Source organism: Microbacterium sp. SL62, assembly GCF_026672635.1.
Lineage (GTDB): Bacteria > Actinomycetota > Actinomycetes > Actinomycetales > Microbacteriaceae > Microbacterium > Microbacterium testaceum_A.
Genome location: NZ_JAPPRM010000001.1, coordinates 673,418 through 700,020 on the forward strand (window position 1 = coordinate 673,418; position 26,603 = coordinate 700,020).

Consider the following 26,603-nt stretch of genomic DNA (forward strand, 5'->3'; position numbering starts at 1 on the left):
GGCGGGGGAAATGATTCCTGCAGGGCAGGAAACGCTCGCGGCGACGCGATATTCCCGATGATTTCCGCCCCCTCGTGATCGTGCGAGGTCACCGTCGCGATGATGCCACCGACGCACGTCTTGAGCGGCCCGATGGTCTCGCCGCGGGCCGCCTAGGCTCGCGAGGTGGACAACATCGTGCGCTCGGGGCTGTTGGCCGTCGTCGCGGGGGCGCTGGTCGCCGTCCTCGCCTTCGTGCCGTTCGTCGCGGTCAGCTACCGGCGCCGCGGCCGACTCACGCTCGGACGCGCCCTGCTGTGGGCGGCGGCGGCCGTGTACTTCTGGGCGATCTGGACGTACACGCTCATCCCGCTCCCCGACTCCGAGGTCTACCGCTGCGCGGGCGTCAACCTGCATCCCTTCGCCTTCGTCGACGAGGTGCGCGCCGCCGTCGCCGTGTCGGGGCGCTACCTCACCGACCCCGTGGTCCTGCAGGTGGCGTTGAACGTGCTGTTGTTCGCGCCTCTCGGCTTCTTCCTGCGCGTGCTCGGAGGTCGCGGCATCCTGATCGCGGGTCTCGTCGGCTTCGCGACCTCGGGGATCATCGAGACCACGCAACTGACCGGTGCGTGGGGGATCTTCCCCTGCGCGTACCGCGTCTTCGACGTCGACGACCTTCTCGCGAACACGAGTGGTGCGCTGCTCGGGTCGATCCTCGCGTTCGTCGTCCCGGCGCAGCACCGCGGGGTGGAGAGGGCTCCGGATGTCGAGACCCCGCGCCCCGTGACCCGTCGCCGCCGCCTGCTGGGGCTGGTGTGCGACGTCGTGGGCGTCTGGCTGGTCGGCGTCGCCGTCGCCGTGGTGGCGCAGGCCGTGCTCGTACTGCTCGTTCGCGAGACGTCGTCGTTCTCGACCGATCGCGTCGCCTCGCTCGCGGGCGTGGTCGCGGCGGCGGGGCTCTGGCTCGCGGTGATCCTGACGACGGGTCGCTCGATCGGCGACCTGGCCACGCGCGTGCGGTTCACGAACGGCGCGCTGCCGGCCTGGGTTGCACGACCCCTGCGCTTCGCGACCGGAGCCGGGATGTACACGGTCCTCGCCGAGCTTCCGACGCCGTGGTCGCTGACGGCGTTCCTCCTGGCGCTGGCCACCGCGGCCCTTCTGCTCGTGTGGCCCGACGGTCGCGGGCTCACCGGGTGGATCGGCCGGCGCCGCCTTGTCGACGACCGTGCGGGGGTGGTCAGCCCGACGGTGGACCGGGGCGCTCGAGCCCGATGACACGGACTGCCGGAGGGAGTGACCTTCGCTCGTGGCCACGAGCCGGATGCGCCGCGGGCGTTCGCGGGTGAGCAGGTCAGTTCGCACAGTCCACTCTGGGTGTCATCTCCGCAATCGGGCCCTCGCTACGGTGGAGCCGAGCCAGCCCCGACCGAGGAAGACTCCCGCAGATCGGGGGATCCTCGTCTCGTCAGTGAAAGGGACACCGTTATGACCAACCCGCAGCAGCCCTACCGTGACCACGCCCCCGCGCAGCCCTCCGGGACGCCGCCCACGCAGGTGTACGTCGGCTATCAGCCCGCTCCTCCGCGCGGGCTCAGCGTGGCCAGCATGGTCCTGGGAATCGTGTCGATCTTCTTCGGCTTCACCTTCATCGTCCCCCTCACCGGTCTCATCCTCGGATTCGTCGGTTTCCGAAAGGAGCCCTCCGGACACGGCATGGCCATCGCGGGTGTCATCCTGAACGGTCTTGTGCTCGTCGGTGCCATCGCTATCGGCCTCTTCCTGCTCCTCAGCTTCGCCGGTGTTCTCGGCACCGGACTTCTCTACAGCGGCCGCTGACCTCCGCAGCCTCCGCGACGCCGTCCTCGACGGCATCCGTTCGGGCGACGGTTCGGAAATGGATGCCGCCTACCTCGATCGACTGCGGGCGCGCGGCACCGAATCCCGGTGACGCGCCGCGTCGTCTCCTCCCACGCCGCCGACGATGACCTCACCGACGCCGTGGAGGTCTACCGACAGACCGCCGACGCGGCGACGGCCGAGCGGTTCGTCGACGCGATCGAACAGTGCGTTCGCCGCATCGCGGCCTTGCCCTCGGTGGGATCGATGTCGGCCGAAGCCCTCACCGGAATCCTGGGACTCTGCAGTCTGGCGGTCGAGAGGTTCCCGTATCAGCTCCTGTATACGCACGATGACGATGTCGTCCGGGTTCACCGCGTGCTGCACGCGCGCCGCGATGTGGGGGGCGCCTTCGCCGGCTGAGGCGCCGGTCAGCCCGCGCGGAACTCCTCGGCGAGCACGCCCATGAGGACCTCGTCGTGGAACCGCCCGCCGTGGAACGCCACCGCGCGTCTCACGCCCTCGCGCAGGAATCCCGCCTTCTCGTAGGCCCGGATGGCGCGGTCGTTGAAGGCCCACACGCGGAGCTCGACCTTGTGCACCCCGAGCTCGTCGAAGGCGAACCGCAGCATGGTGCGCGTGGCATCCGCGCCGTATCCGCGGCCGACGGCATCCGGGCCGAGGATGATCGCGAAGGTCGCGATGCGGGCCGGGAGGGCGGCTCCCCACATCGTGGCGTGACCGATGAGCTGCCCGGTCTCGTCGTCGATGCTGAAGCCCGCCCCGCCGGGGGAGTCATTGCGGCTCCACGCCTGAAACATCTCGCGAACGGATGCCGCCGGGCGCGGGCTCACGCTGTTCTGCTGCAGCACGGCGCTGTCGCTCCGCAGCCACCAGTCGACGAGCGGGTCGAGGTCGGCGTCGGTCAGCGCGCGGAGCCGCACGCGCTCGCCGCCCAGCAGGGCGGAACCGTATGCCAGGGCGGTGTCGGTGTCGTGGATCGCGTCGTCGGCCATGTCCCCGACGCTACCCAAGACAGCCGCGCCCGCCACCGTCGCGGAACGAACGAGCCGTTCGCCGACGCCGCGCACGACGCCGTGGGAGGCGCTGCGCGCGGGATCCGCGTGAAGCCGGCAGCCCCGGCGCGGCATCGTGATCGGTCTCAGGCGAACATCTGACGCAGCGCCGTGAGATCGCCGGCTGCGAGGGCGTCACGAATGACATCGGCCTCGGCGGGATCGGGGAACAGCGCCTCGAGGTCGTTCGCGAAGATCGAGCGGAGAGCATCCAGGTCGCCCGCGTGGGCGGCGGCGCTCATCTTCTCGACGGCGCGCTGATAGGGGATCTGAAGGTACCCCTGCGTCGCGCTGTTCGGATTGAAGTAGGGAATCCAGGGGAGCGTGCTGTCCGGTCGCAGGAGCAGCAGCTCACCGGGCTGAATCACCCGCGTGTGGTTCAAGGTCGCGACGACTGTGGGGTTCGCCAGGCAGAACCGATCGCCGATCGCGTCAAGGGCATCACCCGCCGCGACGGTGTACGTCACGACGCGCCCCTGGCCGTCGCGGCCCACTGTGCCTTCCGCAAAATCGCGAGGACCTCGGTCGACGAGATCTCGGCTCAGAACCGCGCTCGCCCGCCCGAGATGCAGCGATGCGGGCTTGTCGCAGCCCTCGGGATCGTTTGCGTGGATCGAGACGCCGTCGCCCACGTCGACGTGATCGTCGGGCGGCGAGGTCGATGAAGCTTCGGATGCCGTCGCGGCGGGCTCCGCGTCGGAAGCAGCGGCGGGTGACGCTTCTGGGAGCCGCCAGGACGACACCTGCGTGTACGCCCCGGCTACGGCCGGCGCGGCGAGGGCCACGAGACCGCCGACCACCAGGATCGAGATCCCCGTTGTGATCGCCGCCGCCCTCTTCACCCCTGCACCGTACAAGATCGCCGTCGGCGCGTCGAGGGCCGTGCGCCTCCGGTCCCGTCGTGCGGCGCGCGGCGCCGGCTGCACCTGCGCGGACCGAGCCCGGTGTCTCGACGCCGGACCACCCCTCGCCGCTCCCTGCAGCCCCGCCGCCTAGGCTTGACCCGGAGGATTCGATGTCGTCGAGAGCAGGGCGCGCGCAGCGAGCGGGGCGCGGCATGGCCGCAGCCGCGGTCGCGACGTTCGTGGCGACCCTGTCGCACTCGGCCGTGTCAGCCGAGCGACCGCCCGTCGTCAACATCGTGCTGGCCCTGTGTCTCGCGGCTCCCGTCTGCGTCCTGCTCGCGGGCCGCGCGCTGTCGTGGACGCGACTGTCGCTCGCGGTCGTGCTCAGCCAGGCGCTGTTCCACGCGTTGCTCGTGCTCGATCTGCAGGGCGGGTTCGTCCCGGTCGCTCACCACGGCGCGGCATCCGTCTTCAGCGCCGCCGGAGCGCACAGCGCATCCGCTCACGGCACGGAGTCGCCGTGGATGTGGGCGGCACACGCCGTCGCCGCTCTGGTGACGGTCGTCGCGCTCGGCCGTGGCGAGCGAGCGGTGCAGGCGATCGCCCGGTTCTTCGTCGCGGTGCTCTCCGTGCTGCGCCCCGTGCGTGGTCTTCCTCCGCGGACGGATGCCGTTCTCTCGGCGCCCGAGCCGCTGCTGCTGACGACGGCGATGACCGTGCTGTCGTCGATGAGGCACCGGGGTCCGCCGCTCGCGGCCTGATCCCGACCCCCCTCATCCTTCGCGCGACAGAAACGCCTCATCGGCGTGCGCACTTCTCAGAAAGCAGCACCATGTCTCGAAAGACCACTCTTCGTCGTGCTCTCGTCGGCCTCGCCGCCGGCGCGGCCCTGGCGATCGCCGTCCCCCTCGCGGCGTCGGCCCACGTCACCGTCAACCCCAACACCGCCACGGCCGGCAGCTACGCCACCGTGAACTTCCGCGTCCCCACCGAGTCGAAGACCGCGTCGACCGTCAAGGTCGAGGTGACTCTGCCGACCGACACCCCGCTGACCTCGGTTCTCGTCGAGCCCGTCCCGGGCTGGACCGCCACCGTCGAGAAGGGGGCCCTGCCCGCCCCCGTCGAGGTCGACGGCAACACCATCTCGGACGGCCCGCTCAAGATCGTGTGGCAGGCCGACCCCGGTGTGGGCATCGGTCAGGACCAGTTCCAGATCTTCTCGGCGGTCCTCGGGCCGATCCCCGACACGGGTCACCTCGTGCTCCCCGCCGTGCAGACGTACTCGGACGGCTCTGTCGTCGACTGGACGAACACCCCCGAGCAGGTCGCGGCTGACGACACGCTTGAGCCCGCACCCGTGCTGTACATCAACGACACCCCGCCCGCGAGCGGCCACGGCGGTCACGGCGGGGCATCGGCCGCGCCGACGATGGACGACCACTCGATGGAGGCCGCGGCTCAGTCGAGCGACTCCTCGGGACTGTCGCTGGGTGTCAGCATCGCCGCTCTCGTGATCGCGATCGCCGGCGCCGTTCTCGGCGCCATCGCCGTGTCGCGTCGCCCGAAGCGCAGCTGAGCATGGGCTCCCGGAACGCTCTGCGCCGGGCCCTGGTCGGAGCGGTGGTCGTCGCTGCGGCGATGACCGCCGCCCTCGGCGGGGCGTCGGCGGCCTCTGCGCACGACAGCCTCGTGTCGTCGACGCCCGCCGAGGGCGGAAGCGTCTCGTCGCTGTCGGAGGTCACCCTCGATTTCAGCGCCAACCTGCTCGGCTACGACGGGGGGAACATCATCATCGTGATCGGGCCCGACGGCAAGCACTACGAGAGCGAGTGCGTGGCCCTCGCGGGGCCGACCCTGACCCTCCCGGTGGCTCTCGGAGCGCCCGGTGGGTACACGGTGGAGTGGCGAGCGGTCTCGTCCGACGGGCATCCCGTCTCGGGTGAGATCCCGTTCACGTACACGGGTGAGAGCATGTCGCCCGGTGCCGACGCCTCCCCGTGCGTGAGCGCTCAGGGCGCCGCCCCGGCGGAGACCCCGGTGGCCGCACCCTCGACCTCGGGCGGGATGTCGGGCCTGACCGTGGGCCTGCTCGTGGGTGGCGGAGCGGTCGTGCTCGTCGGCGTGATCGTCGTCGTCATCCTCAGCCGCCGTCCCCGCGAAGAACAGGAGTCGCCCGACACCGAGTGATTCCGGATGCCATGACCCGGCGCGTCCACCCCGAGTCCCGTTCCGCGGGGTCGGGGTGGGTGCGCCGGGTTTCGGCATCCCGAGTCGAACGGGCAGTCCTGGGAGGCGGGGGACGACGCTGATCGACTCTCGCGAGGCGGCGCCGGCGGAGGCCTAGAGGCTGCCGCCGGGCACCGAGAACGTGTCGCAGGCGTTGACGCCGCCCTGGCGGCCCTCGTCGAACCACCGGGTGCGCTGCGCGCTCGATCCGTGCGTGAAGCTGTCGGGGTTCGAGATCTGACCCGCCTCGGCCTGGATGTGGTCGTCGCCCACGGCGGACGCGGCCGACAGGGCGTCGAGGATCTGCTGCTCGGTCGGAGGCTGCAGGTAGGGGGTGCCGTTCTCGTCCACCTGCTCGGAGGCTGCGGCGACCCAGGCCCCCGCGAAGCAGTCCGCCTGCAATTCGGTGCGGACGCCGTTGCTGTCGGCTCCGGTTCCGTTGTTCGGGTACCGCTCCATCACGCCGGTGAGGTTCTGGACGTGGTGGCCGTACTCGTGCGCGAGCACGTAGAGCTGGGCGAGAGGGCCCGCGGTGGTGTCGTATTGCGCGCGCAGGATCGAGAAGAAGGTCGGGTCGACGAACACGGTCTCGTCGGGCGGGCAGTAGAACGGACCGGTCGCGTTCGAGGCCGTGCCGCACGAGCTCCCCGTCTGCTGGTCGACGATGACGAGCTGGGGCTTGCGGTAGCCGTCGAGGCGTTCCGCCCAGAACTGGTCGATGTCGAGCGATGCCGCGGCCAGGCGGCAGGCGTCGTCGGTGTTGGCATCCCGACCCGTCTCGCAGCTTGCGACCTGTTCGCCGCCGCTGCCGGGTGCCGCACCGCCGCCCGAGCCGAGCAGGCCGGTGAGGTCGGTCCCGGTGAACATCGAGATGAGCAGCACCACCACGGCGCCGAGGCCCACTGCCCCACCGCCGACGGCCGCCACGGTTCCTCCTCGGCGCTTGGCCGAGTTGCCGCCGACGCGGGCATTGTCGTTGAACGTCACGGCGATCACGCTACGCGCCGACCGGACCGTCGCCGAGGGGCTGGACTTCGCGTGAGGGAGGGGTTCGCGTCGGCGTCGTCCGTCGGCACACCCCGCGGTGTGACTCTGCTCCGTGTCCCGTCCCCGGTTACCGCTGTGTGATCGGCCACGTCTCGATGTCGAACTGCCCGAACGGCAACGGCGAGTACAGCGAGAACGAGCTCCAGTCGTCGACGTGCACTGTCATGATCGCGATCCAGCCGACGGCCAGGGCCACCAGCGTGAGGACGACGATCGCCATCCGCGCGTTGTTCAGCATGCGGAAGGCGTGATCTTCGTCACCGGCTCGGCGGAGGATGCGGGTGATCGTTCCGATCACGACCACCGCGAGGAGGGCGAAAAGGAGGGGGCTCGGACTCAACTCGATCAACCCGCACCGCGGCTCGATGGCGGTCGGAGCGCCGCCGGCATCGATGAACCCCTGTCCGTTCGCGGCGAGGCCGCCCGAGCAGCTCTGGTGCGTGCCGCGGAGGAACATCGCCGACACGGCCGACGCGACGATGGCCCAGACGAGCAGGGAGCGGATGCCGACGAGGAGCGCCGCTCCGGGAAGGAGCGGCGTCGTGTTCTCTGTCGTGGTCACAGCGTCCTCCGGGGGAAGGGGCGAGATCCCACCCTCACACGGATCGCGGCGAGGCGCGAGGGCTACCGGCCTCGCGGTTCCTGCCGGAGGCAGGACGCCCTCAGCCCAAGAACTCCCGCGCCGCCACGACGAGATTCTCCACGCCGCGGTCGATCGTCGGCTGCATCACCGGGGCGAAGTACGGCGAGTGGTTCGTCGGGATGTCGCGCTCGATGGTGCCTCCCGCGAAGGCCTTCTGGAACGTCTCGGGATCGACACCGCCCCAGAACCAGAACACCAGGGGGGCGCCCGACTCGCGCGCGAACCACGACACGTCCTCGCTCCCGGTGAACATACCGGGGTCGACGACCGAGCCCTCACCGAACGAGCGCTGGAACGCCGAGGTGAGGCGGGCCGTGGCATCCGTGTCGTTGATGGTCGGCGGCAGGGTGTGATCGGTGGTGATGGTGGGCGTCTGCTCGGCCCCCGATGCCTCGGCCTCGGCGCGGATGATGCGCTCGACCTTCGTCATCACGCGCTCGCGCGCGGCGTCGTCGGGGTAGCGCAGGCTCAGCTCGAGCCTGGCCTCGGCGGGGATGATGTTGTTCTTCAGCCCGGCGTGGATCGATCCGACGGTCACGACGGCGACGTCGCGGGGGTCGACCTCGCGCGAGACGACGGTCTGCAGGCGCATGACGGTGGCGGCGGCCATGACGACGGGGTCGATCGTGGAGTGCGGGCGCGAGCCGTGACCCCCGCGGCCGTGGAGCACGACGGTGAGGCCGTCGGATGCCGCCATCTGCGTGCCCGATCGCACGCCGATCATGCCGGCGGGAAGGGGCGTGACGTGCTGGCCGAGCACGATGTCGGGCTTCGGGTACCGGTCGAGCACGCCGTCGGCGATCATCGCCTTCGAGCCCGCCCCGTACTCCTCGGCGGGCTGGAAGACGGCGACGACCGTCCCCGCCCACTCGTGGCGAGTGGCGACGAGGCGCTCGAGGGCGCCGATCAGGGCGGTGACGTGCATGTCGTGGCCGCACGCGTGCATCACGGGGACGGCGTTGCCGGCCGGGTCGGTGCCGCGCGCGGTGCTGGCGTACGCGAGGCCCGTCTGCTCCTCGACGGGAAGGCCGTCCATGTCGGCGCGCAACCACACGACGGGACCCTCGCCGTTGGCGATGGTCGTGACGAGGCCGGTGCGGCCGACGCCCTCTTCGACGTCGAGCCCGAGATCGGCGAGGTGGCGGGCGATGACACCGGCCGTTCTCGTCTCCTGGAACGACAGCTCGGGGTGGGCGTGCAGGTCGGTGTAGAGGCTTTCGAGGTCGACGCTCATGCCCCGAGCCTAGTCAGCGGGGCGCTACCGGATGCCGCTCACCCCCGCAACCCATCCGCTTCGGTCAGGTTGAGCGGCGACGCTGGCGCCATGACCACCACACACTTCGACTACCTCATCGTCGGCGGCGGAATGGTCGCCGACACCGCCGCCCGCGGCATCCGCGAGATCGACGCCGACGGATCCATCGGGATCCTGAGCGACGACGTCGACGAGCCGTACACGCGCCCCGCCCTGAGCAAGAAGCTGTGGACCGATGACGAGTTCACGTGGGAGAAGGTGCCCCTCGGCACCGCCGACGACACCGGCGCCGACATCCGGCTGCGCACGCGCGCCGCGGCGATCCGCCCCGACGAGCACGAAGTGGACGCCGGAGACCAGACGTTCTCGTACGGCAAGCTCCTGCTCGCCACCGGCGGCAAGCCCGTCCCCCTCCCCGTCGACGACCGCTCGAACGGAGAGCGCGCACTGACCTTCCGCACGGCCGAGGACTACCGCCGCCTGCGCGCCCTCTCGAAGGACGTCGACCGCATCGCCGTGGTCGGCGGGGGCTACATCGGCTCGGAGCTCGCCGCAGCCCTCGTGCAGAACGACGTCGAGACCGTGCTGATCCACACCGGTGCGGTGCTCGGTGACGCGGTGTTCCCGCCGGCGCTCGCGGAGCGGTTCGAGAAGCTCTTCCGTGATGCCGGCGTCGAGATCGTCGCCGGTTCGAAGGTCTCGGGAGGAGAAGTGGATGCCGCGGGCGCCCGCCTCGACCTCGAGAACGGTGACGAGGTCCGCGCGGATGCCGTCGTGAGCGGTCTCGGTATCGAGGTCGCCACCGACCTGGCGGAGGACGCCGGGCTGACGGTGGACGACGGCGTGCACGTCGACGCGCAGCTGCGGGCGTCGGCCGACGACGTGTACGCCGCGGGCGACGTCGCCAGCTACCCCGACCGCCTGCTCGGGCGCCGCCGCGTCGAGCATGTCGACAACGCCAACGAGCAGGGCAAGGCGGCCGGACGCAATCTCGCGGGCGCCGCCGAGCCCTACACGCACACGCCGTACTACTACTCGGCGGTCTTCGGCATCCGGTACGAGGCGGTCGGAACCCTCGACTCCTCTCTCGAGACGGTCGAGGACTGGATCGACACCGAGCGCGGCGTCGTCTACTACCTCGACGACGATCGGGTCGTCGGCGTCCTGCTCTGGAACGTCGAAGAGGCGCGGGATGCCGCCCGCGCGGTGCTCGCCGAGGCGGACACCCTGACGCGCGACGACCTCGTCGGGCGAATCCGCTGACGGTGCGGGCGAGGGCGCGAGGTGCGGACGGCCTCGCCCCTCGCCGTGCGCCGGGCTCCGCGCTCGTGCGGACGGCTCCGCGGCACTAACCTGGACGCGCGCTGACAGTCTTCGGCGCGAGAGACCCCCAGGAGCGCCCGATGGCCACCGCTGAACTCCGATTGTCCGTCCCCGTCGATCGAGCCCGCGACGCGGTCGGCTACGCCCTCGCCGAGCAGGGCTTCTCGGTGCAACCGACGGCATCCGGCTCCCTCGACGTCTCGCGCGGCAGCATGGGCACCACCCTCGTCGCCGGAGCCTTCGCGGGTCAAGACATGCACGTCCGCTTCGACGTGCACTTCTCTCAGGCTGCCGAGGGGGCGCTCGCGTCGTTCGAGCACTCCGCGGTCGGCGGGTTCTTCAAGGGCGGCGCGATCGGCGCGGCCAAGGCCGGCGATGTCGTGCGACAAGCGGCTCATCTCACCGGTGAGCGCCTGGCTCAGCAGGGCCTGCTCGTCGGCGGCGTGCCGGCGGCCCCGTCCGACGCGGGCGCCGCGCAGCAGCCGGTCGCGACCGACGGCACGTGGGCACCTCCGGTTCCGCCGGCGCCGCCCGGGTACCCGGGCGCGGCCGCTGCCGCCGCGGACGGCTCGAGCGCCGCCCCCGCCTCCGGTGCGACGCCGGAGTACCCCCGGACGGGTGCACCCGCGTACGGCGCCTCGCCCTACGGCACCGCTCCCGCCGCTCCGGGAAAGACGAACGGCATCTCGATCCTCGCGATCATCCTCGGCTTCGTGTTCCCCGTCGGCGGCATCATCGCGGGTGCCGTGGCCCTCGCCCAGATCAAGCGCACCGGCGAGAAGGGACGCGGCCTCGCCATCACCGGCATCGTCGCGGGCGCGGTCATCAGCGTCCTGGCGATCATCGCCGTGATCGGTCTCGTGATCTTCTCGATCGCGGTCGGTTCGCAGGCGTCCTCGTCGGACCCCTTCGACATCCCGGACTACCCGCAGGACGGCGGCGTCACCGTGGGCCCGAGCGAGGCGGCCCCGGGCGACGGCGACACGTTCACGCTGCCCATCGGCGCCTGCCTCGACGACGTTCCGGGCGGCTTCATCAGCTCGTCCAACCTCGTCGACTGCGCGGTCCCGCACACGTACGAGGTGTTCAGCAGCTTCCTCCTGCCGGAGGGGACGTTCCCGGGCGACGACGCGATCGCGACCGCGGCCCAGGAGGGCTGCGACGCCGCATTCCCGTCGTTCGTCGGCATCCCCTTCGACCAGTCGGCTCTGAATTACCAGTTCGTCGCTCCGACCGAGAGTACGTGGGCCGACGGCGATCGCGAGATCTCGTGCCTGCTGTACGACCCGGCCGTCGAGGAGACCACCGGGTCGCTGGTGGGCTCGGCGCGCTGACGCCGGGCGCGAACGGAGCCCATGCGAGGCGCTGCTTGGCGCGCGGGGCGGGAGGTGCCCCGCGCCGGGTGCGACGGTGGTGAGTTCGCCGACGGCGCCATGAGAGTCGTCTGTGTCCTGACGGTGGGCACGTGCCCACCGGCGGAGGAGCACACGGAGGGGTGAGCGGGGAGACGCAGAGTGGGCCGCGTCCCCCCGCCCGACGCCGAATCGGGTACATTCGGCGCTTGAGCAACCGGGGGAGTCTCTAGGGGGAGAACAGGTTGCTCAAGTCGAAGGTGGGATGAGGCGGGCGTGAATCTCGAACTTCCACACCCGCCCCGAGCGGCCCACCACAGGCTCTGACCACGCGAGGAGCTATCTCGCGCGGACAACATCCTGACCGTGTACCCGCCCGCCAGGAGGGCCGAGCGCGAATTTGTCCACTTCAGGTGACGCTCGCGCAGTTATGGCGTATCCACCCGATCACCGAGCAGATGTGACTCGGTGAGACCGTGAAACCAATTGGACAATTGGACTCTGTTCGTGGTGTCGGTTTTGTCCATCGCGCGGGACACGTACGTCTTGACCGTGTTCTGACTCAAATGCAGGGCCGCGGAGATCTCTTCGTTGCTCGCCCCCATCGCCAGCAATTCGACGACTTGGATCTCTCTGTCGGAGAGCACGGTGGTGCTGGTCTTCGATGAGGAGTCTGCGCCGACGAGCGCCGTGATGAAGTCGGCTGCGGGAGCCGTCTTGGCGACGAAAGCGTTGACGCCGACGTTGCGTGCGTCCGCGTACAGCGCCGGGTTGTCAATCGACGACATGAGGACCATGCGCAGGTCCGGGTAAATGAGACGGACCCGGCGCGCGACGGAGAGACCTGATTCCTCGGGCATGAAGAGGTCCATGAGAAGAACGTCGGGTTGCAGGTCTTTCACGGCCTCCAGGAGCCCCCGATGGCCGGCGAATTCACCCACGATCGAGACGCTCGTATTCCCGCGCAACAGGAGCCTGATGCCGGTGCGCACCAGCGGATCATCATCGATCACCATCACGCGAGCCGGCTTGCTAGACACGTTCATCGGATTCTCCCTCGCGAGCACCCCCAGGCGCCGGAGACGAAACGTATCACCCGACCTCCGTCCTCCCTGGGCGAGATGCAGCACAACTATCAACATCGGTTGACACGGAGCATCTTGAGGGCGGGCGGTATCCGGTACTGTCGGTGTCCAATCCGTCGAGAGACGGGAAACGCACTCACGTTGAACCCGATCGGCGTTGGGCGGACCGCTCGTTGTGCCGCGATGCAGCACCCGACCGTGCGGAGGACGCATTGGTGAAAGACAACCTCGACTACTTCCAGTCGTATCGGCGAAACGCACTACTCGCTGTGGGTGCAGGAGCGATCGGGTTGGGCCTCTTCGCATTGGCCGCCCCGCCTCTGCAAATGTGGAATCTGCTCGTCACCCTCGCGATCGGGTCCGTCGGGGTGACCGCTCTCCTCTGGAATCACAAGCGCACGCGTCTCGTCGCCGGGATCGTCCTCGCCACCGCCGCCCTGACACCCATCGCCGCCCCCGCCGGGTGGGCGATGATGTTCCTCCTCGGGCTCCGGTACACCCCACGGGTGACCATCTGCTTCGTCATCGCGGGGATGACATCGAGCGCCGGACTTTTCGTGCTTTACCTCATTCGCTGGGCGAATACCTCCAACGCCGGCCTCGCCGCTCTCATCGCGGTGTTCTCGATCCTCACCACCGCCGGCGCGGGCTTCGCGGGAATTGTTGCCGGCCACCAGCGTCGGCGGAACGCCGAGGTGACCGACCTCTTCCTCGACGCGATGAAGCAGGCGCCTCGTATCTCCGAGCAGGCGACGCAGACGGAGCGCTCACGCATCGCCCGCCTGCTCCACGACGAACTCGGTCACAATCTGGCGCTCATCAACCTTTTCGTCAGCAGCATCGAGACCGCCCGGCTGACCGACAGCGAGATCAGAGAAGCGCTCAGCACCATCCGCGATCAGAACCGGGCGGCTGCGCGGGCGCTCGCGAATACCGTCACCGACCTCACGTCCACGTCGAGCAGGGCTGTGCTGGAAGACAGGCTTGCCGATATCGTCCGCGAAGTCGAGCGCGCGGGGCTCGCCGTGTCGATCGACGTCGTCGACGACCTCCCGCTCAGCGGTGCTCATTCCGACTTCGTCGTACGCACCGTCCGCGAGGGACTGACGAACGCCGTGAAATACGCGCGGCCTGCTCGGGCGGACGTCACTTCCGCGTTCGACGAGCGATCAGCGACGGTGACCTTCACCATCGCGAGTCCACGCGCAGAGGAACATGAGGCGGGACACCCCATCTCGAGCGGGAATGGCATTCGAAGCCTCCAGGCAGATGCCGTTCCCGTCGGGGGAGTGGTGACCTTCGCAACAGACGACGCCCGTGCGTACTTGACTCTCATGTTGCCCATCGATTTAGACGAAGTCGGTGGTCACCAAATGACGGACGCGGCCCACCGGTCGGGACATTCCGCGGAATAGCGCGCGCTCTCGTGGCCGAAAGTTGATCTCCCACCGGGATTGCTCCGCAGCCGTGTCAGCGGGTCGTTAGATTCGCACGCATTGCGGCGTTTGTCGCCGCATCGGAGAAGACGAAAGGCCTCCCAAGTGGCGCAGCGGAAAATCATCCAGATGGTCGACGACCTCGACGGGGCAGTCATCGAAGACGGCGAGACGGTCCACTTCTCGATCGACGGTCGTGTGTACGAGGTGGATCTTTCGAGACGGAACGCCCAGACCCTTCGTGACATTCTCGCCCCTTACGTGGCCGCCGGCCGCCGCTCCGGGGGTCCCGCCCGCACGCGACGCGCGGCGTCGACCCGTGACGTCGAGGCCATCCGGAGATGGGCGACCGCGAACGGCTTCGCGGTCAGTGACAAGGGCAGGATGTCGAATACCGTCCTCGAGGCCTACCGGGCGGCGAATCACTCCTCATCCCGGGACTGAGCGTTCCTCCGCCCGACGACGGGCGGCGCGCTCGCCGTTCGCCTACCGCGAGAGGGCGAGGGCCACGACGGCAATCACACCGCCCCACACGGGGATGACGAGAAGAGCGGCGATGAGAGCCCCCCGGAAGAACGACAGCGACTCGGCCCGGCCCGCGTCGCGGCCGTTCGCACTCTCCGACGTCATCGTCGGGTCGCCGGGCGGGTCGTCCGATCGCAGCGGGTGAGGGTGTGCTCCGGCGGAGCGTTGAGACGCGCGGAGCGCGGCGGGGGCAGAGAATGTCGGCATCGCGATCACCTCGGGATCAGGTCGCCGGGCCCGGGATGCCCGGTGATCGCATCACTGTAGGAACGCCCACCTCGGCCCCGGCGCGCGCCGACGCCGTTTGTCAACTTCTGACCACCGATCGCACCCTGCGTCGCGCCCCAGGCACTCTCCGACGGAGAGGGGCGGGCTCGTCCGCCGCTCACCAGATCCAGCGCGGGCTCGGCCGCGCCGGCGAGGAACAAGCGGGCATCGGCCTAGTGAGAGGAACCGCCATGATGCGGGAGAGCGAGGTGATGTGCTCCGCTGGTCGCGGCCGCGAGCTGGGCGATCTCGGGGTGGAACCGCCAGGTGATGATGACGCGCTGAGTGTCGTTTCGCGCGACGCGCGATGCCTCCGCCAGCACGTCCCACAGGTCGACCAGGGCGACGTCGTCGGCGAACACCACACCGGACGGCATCAGATCCAGTGCCGTGCGGACGGCGGTCGCTGTCGGGGCCGTCAGTCGTATCCACTCGGACGTCTGCTCCACGGCATCCGCGACGATGGTCGATCGCAGGCGTTTCGTCGCTCCCGTGATGATCACGACACGGTGCGGTCCGGTGAGAGCGTCGTGCACCGCGCGCCGCAGGGGTTTCACGGCCGGCCCTCTGTCGGCGGGAGTGGAGGGGGAGATGTTCATCGGGACTCCTTCATGTGCGGGCCCCGCGCATGAGACAGCGCGGGAAACGAAACTCCTTCCATCGGTTGACGCCCGGGGCGCAGGAATCTATCGCCGACCCCTGCGGGCGAACTCCGCTCCTTCGAGGAGGGGATGCCGATGAGAGCTGAGGAGAGTACGACGGCGGGGGACGCGGACCGCCTCGCCGCTCGTGCGGCCGCCGGAGACCGAGCCGCGGCGGCCCGGTACTTGCAGAGTGTGCTTCCCTACCTGAGACGGATGGCGAACCATGTCACCTCGGCGCCCCTCGACCCCGACGACGTCCTCAGCGAAGCCCTTTCCCGGCTTCTGCAGAAATGGAACCAGGGCACCGGACCCCGATCCCACGCGCACACGTATGTCATCCGAACGATGCGGAACATCGTCGTCGACGAATACCGTGCATCGCGTTCCCGAGATGTTCCCCTCGGCCTCGAGGGGACGCCCACGGACGAATCGGTCGACGAGTCGTTGCGCGAAATCGAGCTGGATGGCGAGTTCACGCTCATCCGGGAAGCCTTCCGCAGCCTCCCCGAGGACCAGCGGAAGGTTCTCGACGCCGTCACCGTTCATGGACGGAAGCCCTCCGAGCTGACCAGCGAACTCGGTCGAAACGCCGCCGCCGTCTCGAATCTGCTCCGACGAGCCAAACTCGCCCTCCGCCGCGCCACTCTCGTGTCGACACTGCGCCGGGGGCACGCCGACTGCGCCGCCAACGCCGCGCACATTCCGCGGACTCCGCAGCCGGAGTGGCGGGCGCACGAACCCGATGCACCGGGGCTGGCGCACATCGGCGGCTGCCGCACGTGCCAAGACAACTGGCGGCGGTGGGCGACCCTGACGTCGGCGCTCGGCGTCACGACCGTCCTCGTCGCGTCATCCGTGAGCGAGCCCCCTGCTGCCGCGGCTCTCTCGCCCGCTCAACGCGGGAGTCGTGACCAGGTGGTGGAGCGCGGGAGGAGCGTGATCTCGCGGGCGCTCACGGGGCTCACGCCGGGTGCGCTGACCGCCGCTGCCGGCTCGACCTTGGCCGCGGTCGGACTCGTCACGCTCTTCCTCACCTCGGCCACCGAACCTCCCGCGCACTTCACCGCCGAAGCGATCTCATCGACCACCCTGTCGCTCTCTTTCGCCGTCGACGCGGAGACCTGGCGGGCCGACTCAATCGCCCTCACGATCGAGGGCGGGCGCCTCGGCGAGATGCCTCCCGCATGGAGGTGCGAGACGCGTGCCGACACTGTGGTGTGCGACCCCGGCCCGGGACCGATAGACGCCGTCCTCACCGTCGTCTCCGACGGCACGACGGCCTCACCCGCCTACCGTGTCGTCGTTCATGCGCGGGCGGGCCAGTTCGATTTCGAGGGGACCGCTACTGGCGATTTTCCGCCTGGCGCCGGGTCTGTCACCGAAAGTTGACAACCCTTTCGCGGGGCGAGTGAGTGCATTCGTCCACATCTACTGTGCAGGGAACGTCCCGGCCCGGGGACGATCTCTGTGCGCCCTTGGGGGGACCACGACATGCCTTCGACCCGTTCCATCGCCCGACGAGCCGCCGCGCTCGGAGCGAGCATCTCCCCGGTCGCTCTCGGGGCGCTGGCAGCGTCGCCCGCCCAGGCCGCGACCTGCACGGTGACACCCACGACCTGGCCCGACCTGCAGGCCGCGTTCGCCACGGCGCCGGCGAGCGGCGGTGTGATCTGCCTCGGTGCCGACATCACCCATGCGTGCGAGGGCTCGCCGGCCGACCCGCTTATCTCCCCTGCCGGTTCGAACATCACCTTCGACCTGAACGGTCACCGTCTCAGCGCCGCCACCACCGACGGTCTCACCAGCATTCCGGGACGGGCGGTCATCGACGTCAGCACAGGGAGGACGCTCACTATCGAGGCCACCGGAGGGGGAAGCCTCGCCGTGTACACCGATACGGGCGCCGCAGCGATCGGCGGCGCTCAAGGCGGAGGCGCCGGGACGATCATCATCAACGGCGGCACGATCACCGCTTCGACCGGATACGACGGTCCTGGCATCGGCGGCGGTCAATACGGGTCGGGCACGGGATCGGTGACGATCAACGGTGGCGATGTGACCGCATTCACCACGAACTGCGGCGCGGGTATCGGCGCCGCTGACAACGCCAGCGACCCGACGAACGTGACCATCAACGGAGGCAAGGTCACCGCGACAGGATCGTGTAGTGCCGCGGGTATCGGCGGCTCGAGCGACATGGTGGGCGCGGCATTCGTCACCATCACGGCCGGTACGGTCGTCGCGACGTCGACGCAGGGAGCAGGCATCGGCGGCGGGCGCAGCGGGGCCAACGTCACCATCTCCGGGGGAGATGTGACCGCGTCCGCCGCAGTGAACGGCGTCGGCACGGGTGCAGGCGCAGCGATCGGAACGCAGTGGGCCTCAGGCACCGCCCCCGGTACCCTGACACTGATCGGTGCGGGAACCCCCACTCCCACGTCCGGGGCGAACGGGGCCGCACTGTCTCCGACGGAGACGGTGCAGCCCGGCCCGGTCGGTGTGACATTCACGCAGACCACCCGAGATGGCTCCGCCACTCAGGGGCCGTGGACGCGGATCGTGTTCACGGTGGCGGTTGCGCCACAGATCACCACGACGAGCGTGGTCGACGGGACAGTGGGGACCGCGTATTCGCAGGCGATCGCGGCATCCGGGACCGGCCCGATCACCTTCGCTCTCGCGAACGGCACGAGCCTGCCGGCCGGTCTCGCCCTGGACCCCGCCACCGGCGTCATCAGCGGAACGCCCACAGCGGCGGGGACGTTCTCGTTCCAGGTCAGCGCCACCAACATCATGGGCTCCGACACCAAGACCTACTCCATGGCTGTCGCTGCGGCGCCGATGATCACCACGGACAGCGTTCCCGACGCGGTCGCCGGCGCCCCGTACTCGCAGGCGATCACCGCCACCGGAACCGGCCCGATCACCTTCGCTCTCGCCGCCGGGTCCACCCTCCCCGCGGGACTCTCCCTGGACTCGACGACCGGCGTCATCTCCGGGACACCGGCCGCGTCGGGGGCGTTCACCTTCACGATCACGGCCACCAATGCCATCGGGACCGCCTCTCGCGTGTACACGATGGCGGTCGCAGCCGCGCCGGTCACCGTCGCCCCGTCCGCGACGCCGACGACGGCGGCGGGTGCGGGGAGCAGCAAGCTCGCCGTCACCGGCATGGACGGAGCGCTCGCTCCCGTTCTCGTGGGCGGTGGTGTGCTGCTCCTCGCCGTCGGTGCCGGAGTCGTCATCCGCGCACGCCGACGCCATCAGTCCTGAGCGGCTCACCGCAAACTCGAACATCCCGCCTTCCCGATTGCGCGCCGCGCGCACCGTTCAGAAAGAAGTCGTCCATGTCTCCCTCTCACCGTCCGTCGGCCCGCCGCTGGTACCCGAAGGTCCTCGGGGCCGCGCTGCTGGCCGGTGCGCTCGTGATGGCGCCCGCGCTGCAGGCCTCAGCGGTTTCTTCGCCGCCCGTGGTGGTCGACCAGTTCTCCACCACGAACGGCGCCTTCCTTCTTCTGAAGCCGAGCGCGGGCAACGTCCTCTACTCGGCGAACGGGGGCGGGGGCAATCTCAACGTCACCGACTTGTCGGCGTCGCCGCCGTCCACCACGCAGCGGGTCCTCCGTGCAGGTCAGGGCGGGAGCAACCGTGAGCTCGATGAGAAGACGGACGGGTCGCGGCTCTACGTCACGTCTACCGCGGGTATCGACGTCTTCGACGTGCTGAACCCCTCGACGGCGTCGGTCTTCTGGCCCGCTCCGGCCGGCACCACCTTCTCGTCCACGGCGTACGACCCGTCCACGGGTCACTTGTTCGTGTCCGCTACGGACAGCGCCGGTTCTTCCATCGTCGAACTGGATCCCGCATCGGGTGCGATCATCGCGCAGCATCCGACAGCGGCCGTGTCGTACACGCAGATCGCCGTCGACGCCACACGCGGGCTCCTCTACGGCACTGCGAACGGGGTGCTTACAGCCATGCGCACCTCGGACTTCGTCGTCGTTGCGACGGCGTCCACCCTCGCCTCCGGGGGGAACAACTCCAATGGCGTGGCCATCGACAGCGCCCGTGGCCGGGTCTTCGTCACCACCGGCAGCGGCAGCAGCGAGGTGACAGCTTTCGACGCGTCCACGTTGGCGACCGTGGCCACCTACCCACTCGGGTCGACTTCGGCTGCAGCGCTCTCTTACATCGACAGCTCCAACTACCTCGTCGTGGGCTTCCTCAGCGCGAGCAAGCCCCGTCTGATCGATCTCAACGCAGGTACCGTGGCCCAGATCGCCGCCGCCCCCACCGGTTTGAACCGTGGCATCGCCGTGGACCAGGTAAACGGGTACATCTACAACGCGGGAACAACCAACAGCCAGGTCACCGTCCTGGCCACCGCCGTCGACATCCTCACCACCACCGTGCCAGCCGCATCCGCAGGCGTTCCGTACTCCGCCACGATCGATGCCGCCGGCTCGCTGCCGCGGACCTTCGCGGTCTCCGCCGGAGCGCTCCCCCCAGGCCTGTCACTGAACAGCGCCACCGGCGCGATCACCGGCACCCCCACGGCGGGAGGGACCCACACCTTCACGGTGACGGCAACCAACGTCGCCGGCGCGGACTCGCAGGCGTACACGGTTTACGTGGCCCAGCCGCCGGTCATCACGACCACCGCCGTCCCGAACGGCACGAGCGGGACGGCGTACACCGCGACGATCGCCGCCACCGGCAACGGCCCCATCTTCTACGCCATCAGCTCCGGAGCGCTGCCGGCGGGCCTGACCCTCGACGCGGCCACCGGTGTGATCAGCGGCACCCCGACCACGGCGGGCTCGTCTTCCTTCCAGGTCACGGCGACGAACGCCGACGGAACGGACACGGCCGACTATTCGATGCAGGTCCTCGCGGCGCCGGTCATCACCTCCCCGACGCCCCCGGCAGCGACCGCCGGCACGGCTTATTCGCACACCGTCACCGCGTCGGGCTCCGGGCCCATCACCTTCACCGTCAGCTCCGGTGCGCTTCCTGCCGGTCTGACCCTCGACTCCTCCACCGGGGTCATCTCCGGAACGCCGACGGTCTCGGGATCCTTCTCCTTCACCGTCGCCGCCGCCAATGCCGCCGGATCCGACGCGCGCGCCTACACGCTGGCGGTCGCAGCCGCACCGGTGACCGTCGCCCCGTCCGCGACGCCGACGACGGCGGCGGGTGCGGGGAGCAGCAAGCTCGCCGTCACCGGCGGGAACGGCGCGATGGCACCCGTCCTCCTCGGCGGTGCGCTCCTACTCGTGGCGCTCGGCTCATGGGCTCTGGCCCGCGCGCGACGGCGTCGGCTCTAAATCCTCACATCACGTCCGGTTCGGTCCGTGCCCACCCTCGAGGCGGGCGGACCGAACCGGGCGCGTCGGCTGTCGCGGTCTTGCGCGCGGGACGCCTGCTGGTGCCCTCCCGCACCGTCGGAACACCACGAGAGAGAAGGGATCCATCTGCTGTGCCCCGTGCGCGATTGCGAGCAGTCATCGCCGTCCTGGTGATCGCCGGGGGAGTCCCGATCGCGCTGCTCGCGTGGATCGGCGGGGTCGTGCTCGCCGATCGGCTCGGGCTCGCCGTGTCGTCGGAGCAGATCTTCTCGGGGCTTCTCGCCCTCCTCATCGCAACCGTCGTGTGGCCTCTCGCGCTCCGCCGACTCCGACGCGAGATGTGGAGCCGCCAGAGTCCGGTCCCGGCGCCCAGACCGACGCGCGGAGACAGCTTTCTGCGGGCGCTCCTCGTGATCTGCGGTGGCGTCGGGATCATGGTCCTGTGCGCTCCGCGCGACATCGTCGTCGCAGTGACCGGTGTCTGGGGTGCGGTGTCCGTGGGCCCGCGAGGGGACGGCATCCTGTTTCAGCTCGCCCTCACGCTCGTAAGTCTCATTCTGGCCGCGCCCGCACTCTTCGTGACGGGGTACGCCCTCCGGCGCATGGACGCTCAGGACCCGCGGCGTCTCCGCTGGCAGGAGCGGCAGACCTGGCACGGCGCGGCGGCCGTCGCATGGGCGGTCTCGCTCGGACTCGGACTCGTTCTCTCGGTCGTGAGCCTCCTCACCCTGTAGGGCGGCCCGTGCACACCGGGTCGGGAGAATCCTCGAGCAGGATGCGGACCCGGGGGTCTGAGAAAGCATCACCGCGACCCGCACGTCAGCGCGGCGGCGGAGCCGCGGTCGAGCCCCGGTCGACGACCTCGAACGGCAGGGTGCCCAGGCCCCGGCCCGGCTCGGCACCGTCGAGAGCGGCGAGAACGGCCTCGGCTGCACGCGCCCCCTGACCCCGCGCGAACTGGTCGATGGTGGTCAACGAGAACCATCGGCCGAGCTCGTGGCCGTCGACCCCGATGATCGAGACGTTGTCGGGAACCCGCAGGCCGAGCTCCCGGGCGGCGAGGATCGCACCGATCGCCATCTCGTCTGACGCGGCGAACAGCGCGGTCGGCCGGTGCTCTGCCGTGAGCAGCCGGGTCGCCGCCGCCGAGCCTCCCTCGATCGTGAAGTCGGCCGGTTCCACCACGGCATCCGCGATGCCCGCTGCCGCCAGCTGCTCCAGGAAGCCCCGACGGCGCAGCCCCGGCACCGTCGAGCCCGCGGCGGTCGCGGCGTCCGCACCGATGTGAGCCAGGCGGCGGTGGCCGAGCCCCAGCAGATGCTCGGTGGCCGCGCGGCCCACGGCGAGATCGTCGACCGTCAGAGTCGTCAACAGCGGGTTCGGGCCGGCGATCGCCACGATGGGAACGTCGAGGCCGCGCAGGGACGTCGACTCCTCGGCATCCAATTCGAGGGCGACCGTGATGACGGCGTCGATGCGGCGGCGGCGCAGGTGGTCGTCGAACACGCGTCGGCGCTCAGCGGGGTCGGCGCTGACGCTGTAGAGCGTGATGTCGTAGCCCTCGCGGACGAGGGCGTCGGAGATGCCGGCGAGGACCGTGCTGAAGAACCACCGGTCGAGGAACGGCACCACCACGCCCACCGCGCGCGCCCGCCCGGTTGCCAGACTCGATGCCGCCGCCGACACGACGTAGCCGAGCCGGTCGGCCGCGGCCAGCACCCGGTCGCGCGTGGCGGTCGAGACGGGTCCGCGCCCGCTCAACGCGCGCGAGACCGTGGCCGTCGACACACCCGCCGCGCGCGCGACGTCGTCGATACCGGCCACGGTCTCGCGATTCCGGATGCCGCGGCTCAGGCCGCCGCGATCCAGACGGTCGTGTCGGTCGGCAGGCGCTCGCCGTCGAGCGGGCCGCTCGCGATGAGAACCTCGCCCGCGGGCAGCTCGACCGCGCCGTCGCCGAGGTTGGCGATCACCAGCAGCGAGCCGTTGCGGAACGCCACCACGTCGTCGCCGAAGCCGTCGAGCCACTCGAGCTCTCCCGCGCCCAGGTTGCGTGCGCGGCGCTCGGCGAGCAGCGACCGGTACAGCGTCAGCGTCGACGAGGGGTCGTCGACCTGCACGTCGCGAGCGAGGTCGGCCCACTCCGCGGGCTGCGGCAGCCACGACTCACCCGTCGTGTTGAAGCCGTAAGCGGGGGCGTCGGCGGTCCACGGGATGGGCACGCGGCAGCCGTCGCGCCCGTACCGCTCGCCGTTCGTGCGGAACCAGGTCGGGTCCTGACGTGCGTCGTCGGGCAGGTCGATGACCTCGGGCAGGCCCAGCTCCTCGCCCTGGTACAGATACGACGAGCCCGGCAGGGCCAGCATGAGCGAGGTGGCGGCGCGGGCGCGGTGCAGACCCTTCACGGGGTCGGGCTTGCCGGGCGTCTTCGGGCCGATGCCCGCACCCTGCGGGTTCTCGGCCGTCAGTGCGAGGCGCGAGGCATGGCGCACGACGTCGTGGTTCGACAGCACCCAGGTGCTCGGGGCGCCGACGGCGGCGTACTCGGCGAGCGACTCGCCGATCACGTCGCGGAGGGCAGCGGCATCCCAGGCGGTCTCGAGGTAGTGGAAGTTGAACGCCTGGTGCATCTCGTCGGGCCGCACCCACAGGGCGGTCTGCGCGACGGTGGGCAGCCACGCCTCGGCGCAGAGGGCGCGGTCGCCGTCGTACGCGGCGAGCACCTCGTGCCACTCGCGCCACACCTCGTGCACACCGGGCTGGCCCCAGTACGGCACCTCTTCGGCGTCGCCGCCCATCGAGCCGCCCTCGGGGTCGGGCGTGAAGTCGGGCAGCCCCTCGGCCTTGATGAGGCCGTGCGCCACATCGACGCGGAATCCGTCGACCCCGCGGTCGAGCCAGAAACGCAGGATGTCGCGGAACTCCGCGCGCACCTCGTCGTTGGTCCAGTCGAAGTCGGGCTGGGTCTCGTCGAAGATGTGGAGGTACCACTGGCCGGGCGTGCCGTCGGCCTCGGTCACGCGCTTCCACATGCCGCCGCCGAAGACGCTCTCCCAGTTGTTCGGGGGCAGCTCGCCGTTCTCACCTTTGCCGTCGCGGAAGATGTACCGCGCGCGCTCGGGGCTGCCGGGAGCGGCCTTCAGCGCCTCCTGGAACCACACGTGCTGATCGCTGGAGTGGTTGGGGACGAGGTCGACGATGACCCGGATGCCGCGATCGTGCGCGCCCGCGAGCATCGCGTCGAAGTCGGCGAGCGTGCCGAAGATCGGGTCGACGTCGCGGTAGTCGGCGACGTCGTAGCCCGCGTCCTTCTGCGGGGAGCGCTGGAAGGGGCTCAGCCAGATGGCATCCACCCCGAGGTCCTTCAGGTCGTCGAGGTGGGCGGTCACGCCCGGCAGGTCGCCGAGGCCGTCGCCCGAGGCATCGGCGAACGAGCGGGGATAGATCTGGTAAATGACGGCGGTGCGCCACCACTCCGAGCCGGGAGCGGCGACGAGATCGGCGCGCGCGTCTTCCTGCGTGAAAGTCATGGCGTCGACCTTACTGCAAGCGCTTGCACTTCGGTCGACAGGCGTGCCGGCGGTGGACGCGAGCGCACCTGCGGGGCGTTCCGCCGACACGCCCGTCGTATCCGAGCGGCCTCGGCGCGTCGGCCGGAACATCCGCCGCTGTGCACGCCGCGGCGATCCCGTGCCGAACTTTCCGAGTTCCCGTGCCGCCCCCGGCGGCGGAGTCTGCGCGATTAGGCTGGGTCGGTGCCCGACGCCTCCGCCCTCGCCCGCGCTGAATCGCTCATCACGAGCATCCCCGACTACCCCAAGCCCGGGATCGTGTTCCGCGACATCACGCCGCTGCTCGCCGACGCCGCGGCGCTCCGCGACGTGGTCGAGGCGCTGATCGAACCGTTCGCCGGCCGTTTCGATGCCGTCGCCGGAGTCGAGGCGCGCGGCTTCCTGCTCGCCGGAGCCGCTGCCATCGTCGCGAACGTGGGACTCATGCCGATCCGCAAGGCCGGCAAGCTTCCCCGCCCCGCGGCCACCGTCTCGTACGACCTCGAGTACGGCTCGGCGCAGATCGAGATGCACGACGACGCCGCGGAGGGCGCCCGCGTGCTGCTGCTCGACGACGTCCTCGCCACCGGCGGAACCCTCGGCGCGGGTCGCGAGCTGCTCGAGGCCGTGGGCAGCGAGGTCGTGGGCATCGCGACGCTGCTCGAGATCGACGGCCTGGGTGGCCGCGAGGCCCTCGGCGGCGACCTGCACTCCGTCTTTCACGTCTGACGCGGCCCGCCGGGTCGACCTCACCCAGCGTCGACTCCCGCGGCGTGCGTCGCGTCAGGAGAGGTAATCCGGGGCCTTATCGGAGCCCCGCCGCCCCCAGCCCGTGCTGCGCGGATGCCGTGAACTTGCGGATCCCGGCACGTCGCCGCCCCGCGGAACGACGTGTCACGCCTCGCCGAGCGCCGGCTCTCTCAGCTCCGGCAGCCGCTGATCGGTGTCCGCGACCTGCGTCATCTTCGCCATGAGGTGTGACAGTGGCGGCGCGGTCATCGCTTTCGTGACCACGTTGCGCGCGGCGAGACCGAGCCGCGAGTGCGGGTACGCGAGCTTCAGCATTCCGCGTGGGAAGCCCTGGATCTCGTCGACCAGGGGCCGCATCCACGCGTCGAAAGAGGCGAGGGCCTCATCGAGTCGGTCGCGGTCGGGGTGCCCCTCGGCCTGCGAGAGGTACGCCGCCAACACGTATCCGCCGGTCAGGGCCAAAGATGCCCCGCCCCCTCCCATCGGTGTCACGCACCACGCGGCGTCGCCGATCACGCACACGCGACCGCGGTGCCATCCCGGCATCCGGATCTGCGTGAGTTCGTCGATGTACACGTCGTCGGACGAGTCGAAGCCGTCGAGGACGCGTTCCGCCTGCCACCCGGCGTCGGCGTAACGCTCGCGTAGGACGCGCAGGGCATCGTCGCGATCGCGTCCCACCAGGTCGTCCTCGCCCGCGTACGACAGGATCGCGCGCGTGGTGCCGTACGGGTCGGGCCGTAGGTGCACCTGGCGGCCGCCGACCGCGTTGTACCACCGCCACCGATCATCGTCGTCGTCCGTCCGCGGGATCGTGCCGAAGGCCATCGTGACGCCGAGGGGATCGGCATCCACCTCGGATTCTGCGAAGAGCAGGTCGCGCGTGGCGGATCGGACGCCCTCGGCGACAACGAGCAGGTCGGCGTCGAGACGGTCGCCGGCGGTCGTGACGACCGTCACGCAATCGGGCCGAGACTCGTCGACCTCGGTCACGGACTCGCCGTAGACGAACCGCACACCGGCGGGAAGAGCCTCGAGGATCGCGCGCGCGAAGTCGCCGCGCAGCACTTCGAGCTCGGCGGTCGCGCCGTCGGGTCCGTTGGAGGGGAGCTCGGCGATCACCTTGTCGTTCGTGTCGACGATCACCGTGCCGGTCTCGGTCGTGTTCTTCGAACGGATCGCCTCGGTCAGGCCCATGCGCTCGAGAACCGCGCGAGCGACGCCGCGCACGTCGACGTTCTGACCGCCGTCTCGGAATGCCGGTGCTCTCTCGACGACGGTGACGTCCCAGCCGATCCGACGCAGCCACCAGGCGGCGGAGAGCCCGGCGATGCTGGCGCCGGTGATGAGGGCGTGCGGTGCGGTCATGGGGTCTCCTCGAAGTCGGTAGATATACCTTTACGGCAAAGTCA

At 70.2% G+C, this 26,603-nt stretch carries 26 protein-coding genes; 15 read left to right on the forward strand and 11 right to left on the reverse strand.

Annotation, left to right across the window (positions count from 1 at the left end; translation table 11 throughout):
* The first annotated feature begins 165 nt into the window (after positions 1-165).
* From OVA26_RS03155 to OVA26_RS03165, 3 genes are all read left to right on the forward strand, one after another.
* Complete coding sequence (locus OVA26_RS03155; RefSeq protein ID WP_268102940.1) at positions 166-1,257, forward strand: VanZ family protein; 1,092 nt, start codon at positions 166-168, stop codon at positions 1,255-1,257.
* Between the two features lie 210 nt (positions 1,258-1,467).
* Positions 1,468-1,818: a DUF4190 domain-containing protein gene (locus OVA26_RS03160; RefSeq protein ID WP_268102941.1), complete on the forward strand. Its 351-nt coding sequence runs from the start codon at positions 1,468-1,470 to the stop codon at positions 1,816-1,818.
* A gap of 108 nt (positions 1,819-1,926) precedes the next feature.
* Entirely contained in the window at positions 1,927-2,241 is a 315-nt protein-coding gene (locus tag OVA26_RS03165) for a type II toxin-antitoxin system RelE/ParE family toxin (protein ID WP_268102942.1), read from the forward strand.
* An 8-nt stretch (positions 2,242-2,249) separates the two neighbouring features.
* On the opposite strand, the gene OVA26_RS03170 is transcribed toward OVA26_RS03165, so the two are convergent.
* Positions 2,250-2,834: a GNAT family N-acetyltransferase gene (locus OVA26_RS03170; RefSeq protein ID WP_268102943.1), complete on the reverse strand. Its 585-nt coding sequence runs from the start codon at positions 2,832-2,834 to the stop codon at positions 2,250-2,252.
* A gap of 146 nt (positions 2,835-2,980) precedes the next feature.
* Positions 2,981-3,526, reverse strand: a complete 546-nt coding sequence (locus OVA26_RS03175) for a hypothetical protein (RefSeq protein ID WP_268102944.1) — start codon at positions 3,524-3,526, stop codon at positions 2,981-2,983.
* A 383-nt stretch (positions 3,527-3,909) separates the two neighbouring features.
* On the opposite strand from OVA26_RS03175, the gene OVA26_RS03180 reads away from it, so the two are divergent.
* The 3 genes from OVA26_RS03180 to OVA26_RS03190 all read left to right on the forward strand — a co-directional run bounded on the left by OVA26_RS03180 (position 3,910) and on the right by OVA26_RS03190 (position 5,926).
* A complete protein-coding gene (locus OVA26_RS03180) occupies positions 3,910-4,500 on the forward strand; it encodes a hypothetical protein (protein ID WP_268102945.1) in 591 nt (196 codons plus the stop codon).
* 71 nt (positions 4,501-4,571) lie between these two features.
* On the forward strand, positions 4,572-5,315 hold the full coding sequence (locus OVA26_RS03185) for a YcnI family copper-binding membrane protein (RefSeq protein ID WP_268102946.1): 744 nt from the start codon (positions 4,572-4,574) through the stop codon (positions 5,313-5,315).
* A 2-nt stretch (positions 5,316-5,317) separates the two neighbouring features.
* Complete coding sequence (locus OVA26_RS03190) at positions 5,318-5,926, forward strand: copper resistance CopC family protein (protein ID WP_268102947.1); 609 nt, start codon at positions 5,318-5,320, stop codon at positions 5,924-5,926.
* 153 nt (positions 5,927-6,079) lie between these two features.
* On the opposite strand, the gene ypfJ is transcribed toward OVA26_RS03190, so the two are convergent.
* From ypfJ to OVA26_RS03205, 3 genes are all read right to left on the reverse strand, one after another.
* The gene (ypfJ, locus tag OVA26_RS03195) at positions 6,080-6,952 is read right to left on the reverse strand and encodes a KPN_02809 family neutral zinc metallopeptidase (protein WP_268102948.1); all 873 of its coding nucleotides are present in this window, start codon (positions 6,950-6,952) and stop codon (positions 6,080-6,082) included.
* Positions 6,953-7,079: 127 nt separating this feature from the next.
* On the reverse strand, positions 7,080-7,574 hold the full coding sequence (locus OVA26_RS03200; protein ID WP_268102949.1) for a hypothetical protein: 495 nt from the start codon (positions 7,572-7,574) through the stop codon (positions 7,080-7,082).
* A 100-nt stretch (positions 7,575-7,674) separates the two neighbouring features.
* Positions 7,675-8,889, reverse strand: a complete 1,215-nt coding sequence (locus OVA26_RS03205; RefSeq protein ID WP_268102950.1) for an amidohydrolase — start codon at positions 8,887-8,889, stop codon at positions 7,675-7,677.
* Positions 8,890-8,979: 90 nt separating this feature from the next.
* Between OVA26_RS03205 and OVA26_RS03210 the strand changes: the two genes are divergently transcribed.
* Both OVA26_RS03210 and OVA26_RS03215 read left to right on the forward strand, forming a co-directional pair.
* On the forward strand, positions 8,980-10,173 hold the full coding sequence (locus tag OVA26_RS03210) for an NAD(P)/FAD-dependent oxidoreductase (RefSeq protein ID WP_268102951.1): 1,194 nt from the start codon (positions 8,980-8,982) through the stop codon (positions 10,171-10,173).
* A 140-nt stretch (positions 10,174-10,313) separates the two neighbouring features.
* Positions 10,314-11,567 (forward strand): DUF4190 domain-containing protein, encoded by a 1,254-nt coding sequence (locus tag OVA26_RS03215; RefSeq protein WP_268102952.1) that lies wholly within the window; start codon positions 10,314-10,316, stop codon positions 11,565-11,567.
* A gap of 446 nt (positions 11,568-12,013) precedes the next feature.
* On the opposite strand, the gene OVA26_RS03220 is transcribed toward OVA26_RS03215, so the two are convergent.
* Positions 12,014-12,625: a response regulator transcription factor gene (locus OVA26_RS03220; protein ID WP_268102953.1), complete on the reverse strand. Its 612-nt coding sequence runs from the start codon at positions 12,623-12,625 to the stop codon at positions 12,014-12,016.
* A 260-nt stretch (positions 12,626-12,885) separates the two neighbouring features.
* Between OVA26_RS03220 and OVA26_RS03225 the strand changes: the two genes are divergently transcribed.
* Both OVA26_RS03225 and OVA26_RS03230 read left to right on the forward strand, forming a co-directional pair.
* Complete coding sequence (locus tag OVA26_RS03225) at positions 12,886-14,085, forward strand: sensor histidine kinase (RefSeq protein ID WP_268102954.1); 1,200 nt, start codon at positions 12,886-12,888, stop codon at positions 14,083-14,085.
* 126 nt (positions 14,086-14,211) lie between these two features.
* The gene (locus tag OVA26_RS03230; protein WP_268102955.1) at positions 14,212-14,550 is read left to right on the forward strand and encodes a histone-like nucleoid-structuring protein Lsr2; all 339 of its coding nucleotides are present in this window, start codon (positions 14,212-14,214) and stop codon (positions 14,548-14,550) included.
* Between the two features lie 42 nt (positions 14,551-14,592).
* On the opposite strand, the gene OVA26_RS03235 is transcribed toward OVA26_RS03230, so the two are convergent.
* Both OVA26_RS03235 and OVA26_RS03240 read right to left on the reverse strand, forming a co-directional pair.
* A complete protein-coding gene (locus tag OVA26_RS03235) occupies positions 14,593-14,838 on the reverse strand; it encodes a hypothetical protein (protein WP_268102956.1) in 246 nt (81 codons plus the stop codon).
* Between the two features lie 233 nt (positions 14,839-15,071).
* Positions 15,072-15,497 carry a hypothetical protein gene (locus OVA26_RS03240; protein WP_268102957.1) on the reverse strand — a complete coding sequence of 142 codons (426 nt, stop codon included), beginning with the start codon at positions 15,495-15,497 and terminating at the stop codon, positions 15,072-15,074.
* 138 nt (positions 15,498-15,635) lie between these two features.
* On the opposite strand from OVA26_RS03240, the gene OVA26_RS03245 reads away from it, so the two are divergent.
* The 4 genes from OVA26_RS03245 to OVA26_RS03260 all read left to right on the forward strand — a co-directional run bounded on the left by OVA26_RS03245 (position 15,636) and on the right by OVA26_RS03260 (position 21,624).
* Positions 15,636-16,931, forward strand: a complete 1,296-nt coding sequence (locus OVA26_RS03245) for a sigma-70 family RNA polymerase sigma factor (protein ID WP_268102958.1) — start codon at positions 15,636-15,638, stop codon at positions 16,929-16,931.
* 102 nt (positions 16,932-17,033) lie between these two features.
* Entirely contained in the window at positions 17,034-18,815 is a 1,782-nt protein-coding gene (locus tag OVA26_RS03250; protein ID WP_268102959.1) for a beta strand repeat-containing protein, read from the forward strand.
* A 74-nt stretch (positions 18,816-18,889) separates the two neighbouring features.
* Positions 18,890-20,869 (forward strand): putative Ig domain-containing protein, encoded by a 1,980-nt coding sequence (locus OVA26_RS03255; protein ID WP_268102960.1) that lies wholly within the window; start codon positions 18,890-18,892, stop codon positions 20,867-20,869.
* Between the two features lie 152 nt (positions 20,870-21,021).
* Positions 21,022-21,624, forward strand: coding sequence for a hypothetical protein (locus OVA26_RS03260; RefSeq protein ID WP_268102961.1), 603 nt, complete (start codon positions 21,022-21,024; stop codon positions 21,622-21,624).
* Between the two features lie 85 nt (positions 21,625-21,709).
* Here OVA26_RS03260 and OVA26_RS03265 read toward each other — a convergent pair whose 3' ends face one another.
* Both OVA26_RS03265 and OVA26_RS03270 read right to left on the reverse strand, forming a co-directional pair.
* Positions 21,710-22,714 (reverse strand): LacI family DNA-binding transcriptional regulator, encoded by a 1,005-nt coding sequence (locus OVA26_RS03265; protein ID WP_268102962.1) that lies wholly within the window; start codon positions 22,712-22,714, stop codon positions 21,710-21,712.
* Positions 22,715-22,740: 26 nt separating this feature from the next.
* The gene (locus OVA26_RS03270; RefSeq protein WP_268102963.1) at positions 22,741-24,420 is read right to left on the reverse strand and encodes a glycoside hydrolase family 13 protein; all 1,680 of its coding nucleotides are present in this window, start codon (positions 24,418-24,420) and stop codon (positions 22,741-22,743) included.
* A 225-nt stretch (positions 24,421-24,645) separates the two neighbouring features.
* Between OVA26_RS03270 and OVA26_RS03275 the strand changes: the two genes are divergently transcribed.
* Entirely contained in the window at positions 24,646-25,170 is a 525-nt protein-coding gene (locus OVA26_RS03275; RefSeq protein ID WP_268102964.1) for an adenine phosphoribosyltransferase, read from the forward strand.
* Between the two features lie 165 nt (positions 25,171-25,335).
* Here the strand turns inward: OVA26_RS03275 and OVA26_RS03280 are convergent, their stop codons facing one another.
* Positions 25,336-26,559, reverse strand: coding sequence for an FAD-dependent monooxygenase (locus tag OVA26_RS03280; protein ID WP_268102965.1), 1,224 nt, complete (start codon positions 26,557-26,559; stop codon positions 25,336-25,338).
* Positions 26,560-26,603: the final 44 nt, after the last annotated feature.

Excerpts from the sequence above, each read along its gene's own strand:
- OVA26_RS03160 (WP_268102941.1), top strand. The coding sequence starts at position 1,468 with ATGACCAACCCGCAGCAGCCCTACCGTGACCACGCCCCCGCGCAGCCC.
- OVA26_RS03170 (WP_268102943.1), bottom strand. The coding sequence starts at position 2,834 with ATGGCCGACGACGCGATCCACGACACCGACACCGCCCTGGCATACGGT.
- OVA26_RS03180 (WP_268102945.1), top strand. The coding sequence starts at position 3,910 with ATGTCGTCGAGAGCAGGGCGCGCGCAGCGAGCGGGGCGCGGCATGGCC.
- OVA26_RS03185 (WP_268102946.1), top strand. The coding sequence starts at position 4,572 with ATGTCTCGAAAGACCACTCTTCGTCGTGCTCTCGTCGGCCTCGCCGCC.
- OVA26_RS03190 (WP_268102947.1), top strand. The coding sequence starts at position 5,318 with ATGGGCTCCCGGAACGCTCTGCGCCGGGCCCTGGTCGGAGCGGTGGTC.
- OVA26_RS03205 (WP_268102950.1), bottom strand. The coding sequence starts at position 8,889 with ATGAGCGTCGACCTCGAAAGCCTCTACACCGACCTGCACGCCCACCCC.
- OVA26_RS03210 (WP_268102951.1), top strand. The coding sequence starts at position 8,980 with ATGACCACCACACACTTCGACTACCTCATCGTCGGCGGCGGAATGGTC.
- OVA26_RS03215 (WP_268102952.1), top strand. The coding sequence starts at position 10,314 with ATGGCCACCGCTGAACTCCGATTGTCCGTCCCCGTCGATCGAGCCCGC.
- OVA26_RS03235 (WP_268102956.1), bottom strand. The coding sequence starts at position 14,838 with ATGCCGACATTCTCTGCCCCCGCCGCGCTCCGCGCGTCTCAACGCTCC.
- OVA26_RS03240 (WP_268102957.1), bottom strand. The coding sequence starts at position 15,497 with ATGAACATCTCCCCCTCCACTCCCGCCGACAGAGGGCCGGCCGTGAAA.
- OVA26_RS03245 (WP_268102958.1), top strand. The coding sequence starts at position 15,636 with ATGAGAGCTGAGGAGAGTACGACGGCGGGGGACGCGGACCGCCTCGCC.
- OVA26_RS03250 (WP_268102959.1), top strand. The coding sequence starts at position 17,034 with ATGCCTTCGACCCGTTCCATCGCCCGACGAGCCGCCGCGCTCGGAGCG.
- OVA26_RS03255 (WP_268102960.1), top strand. The coding sequence starts at position 18,890 with ATGTCTCCCTCTCACCGTCCGTCGGCCCGCCGCTGGTACCCGAAGGTC.
- OVA26_RS03270 (WP_268102963.1), bottom strand. The coding sequence starts at position 24,420 with ATGACTTTCACGCAGGAAGACGCGCGCGCCGATCTCGTCGCCGCTCCC.
- OVA26_RS03280 (WP_268102965.1), bottom strand. The coding sequence starts at position 26,559 with ATGACCGCACCGCACGCCCTCATCACCGGCGCCAGCATCGCCGGGCTC.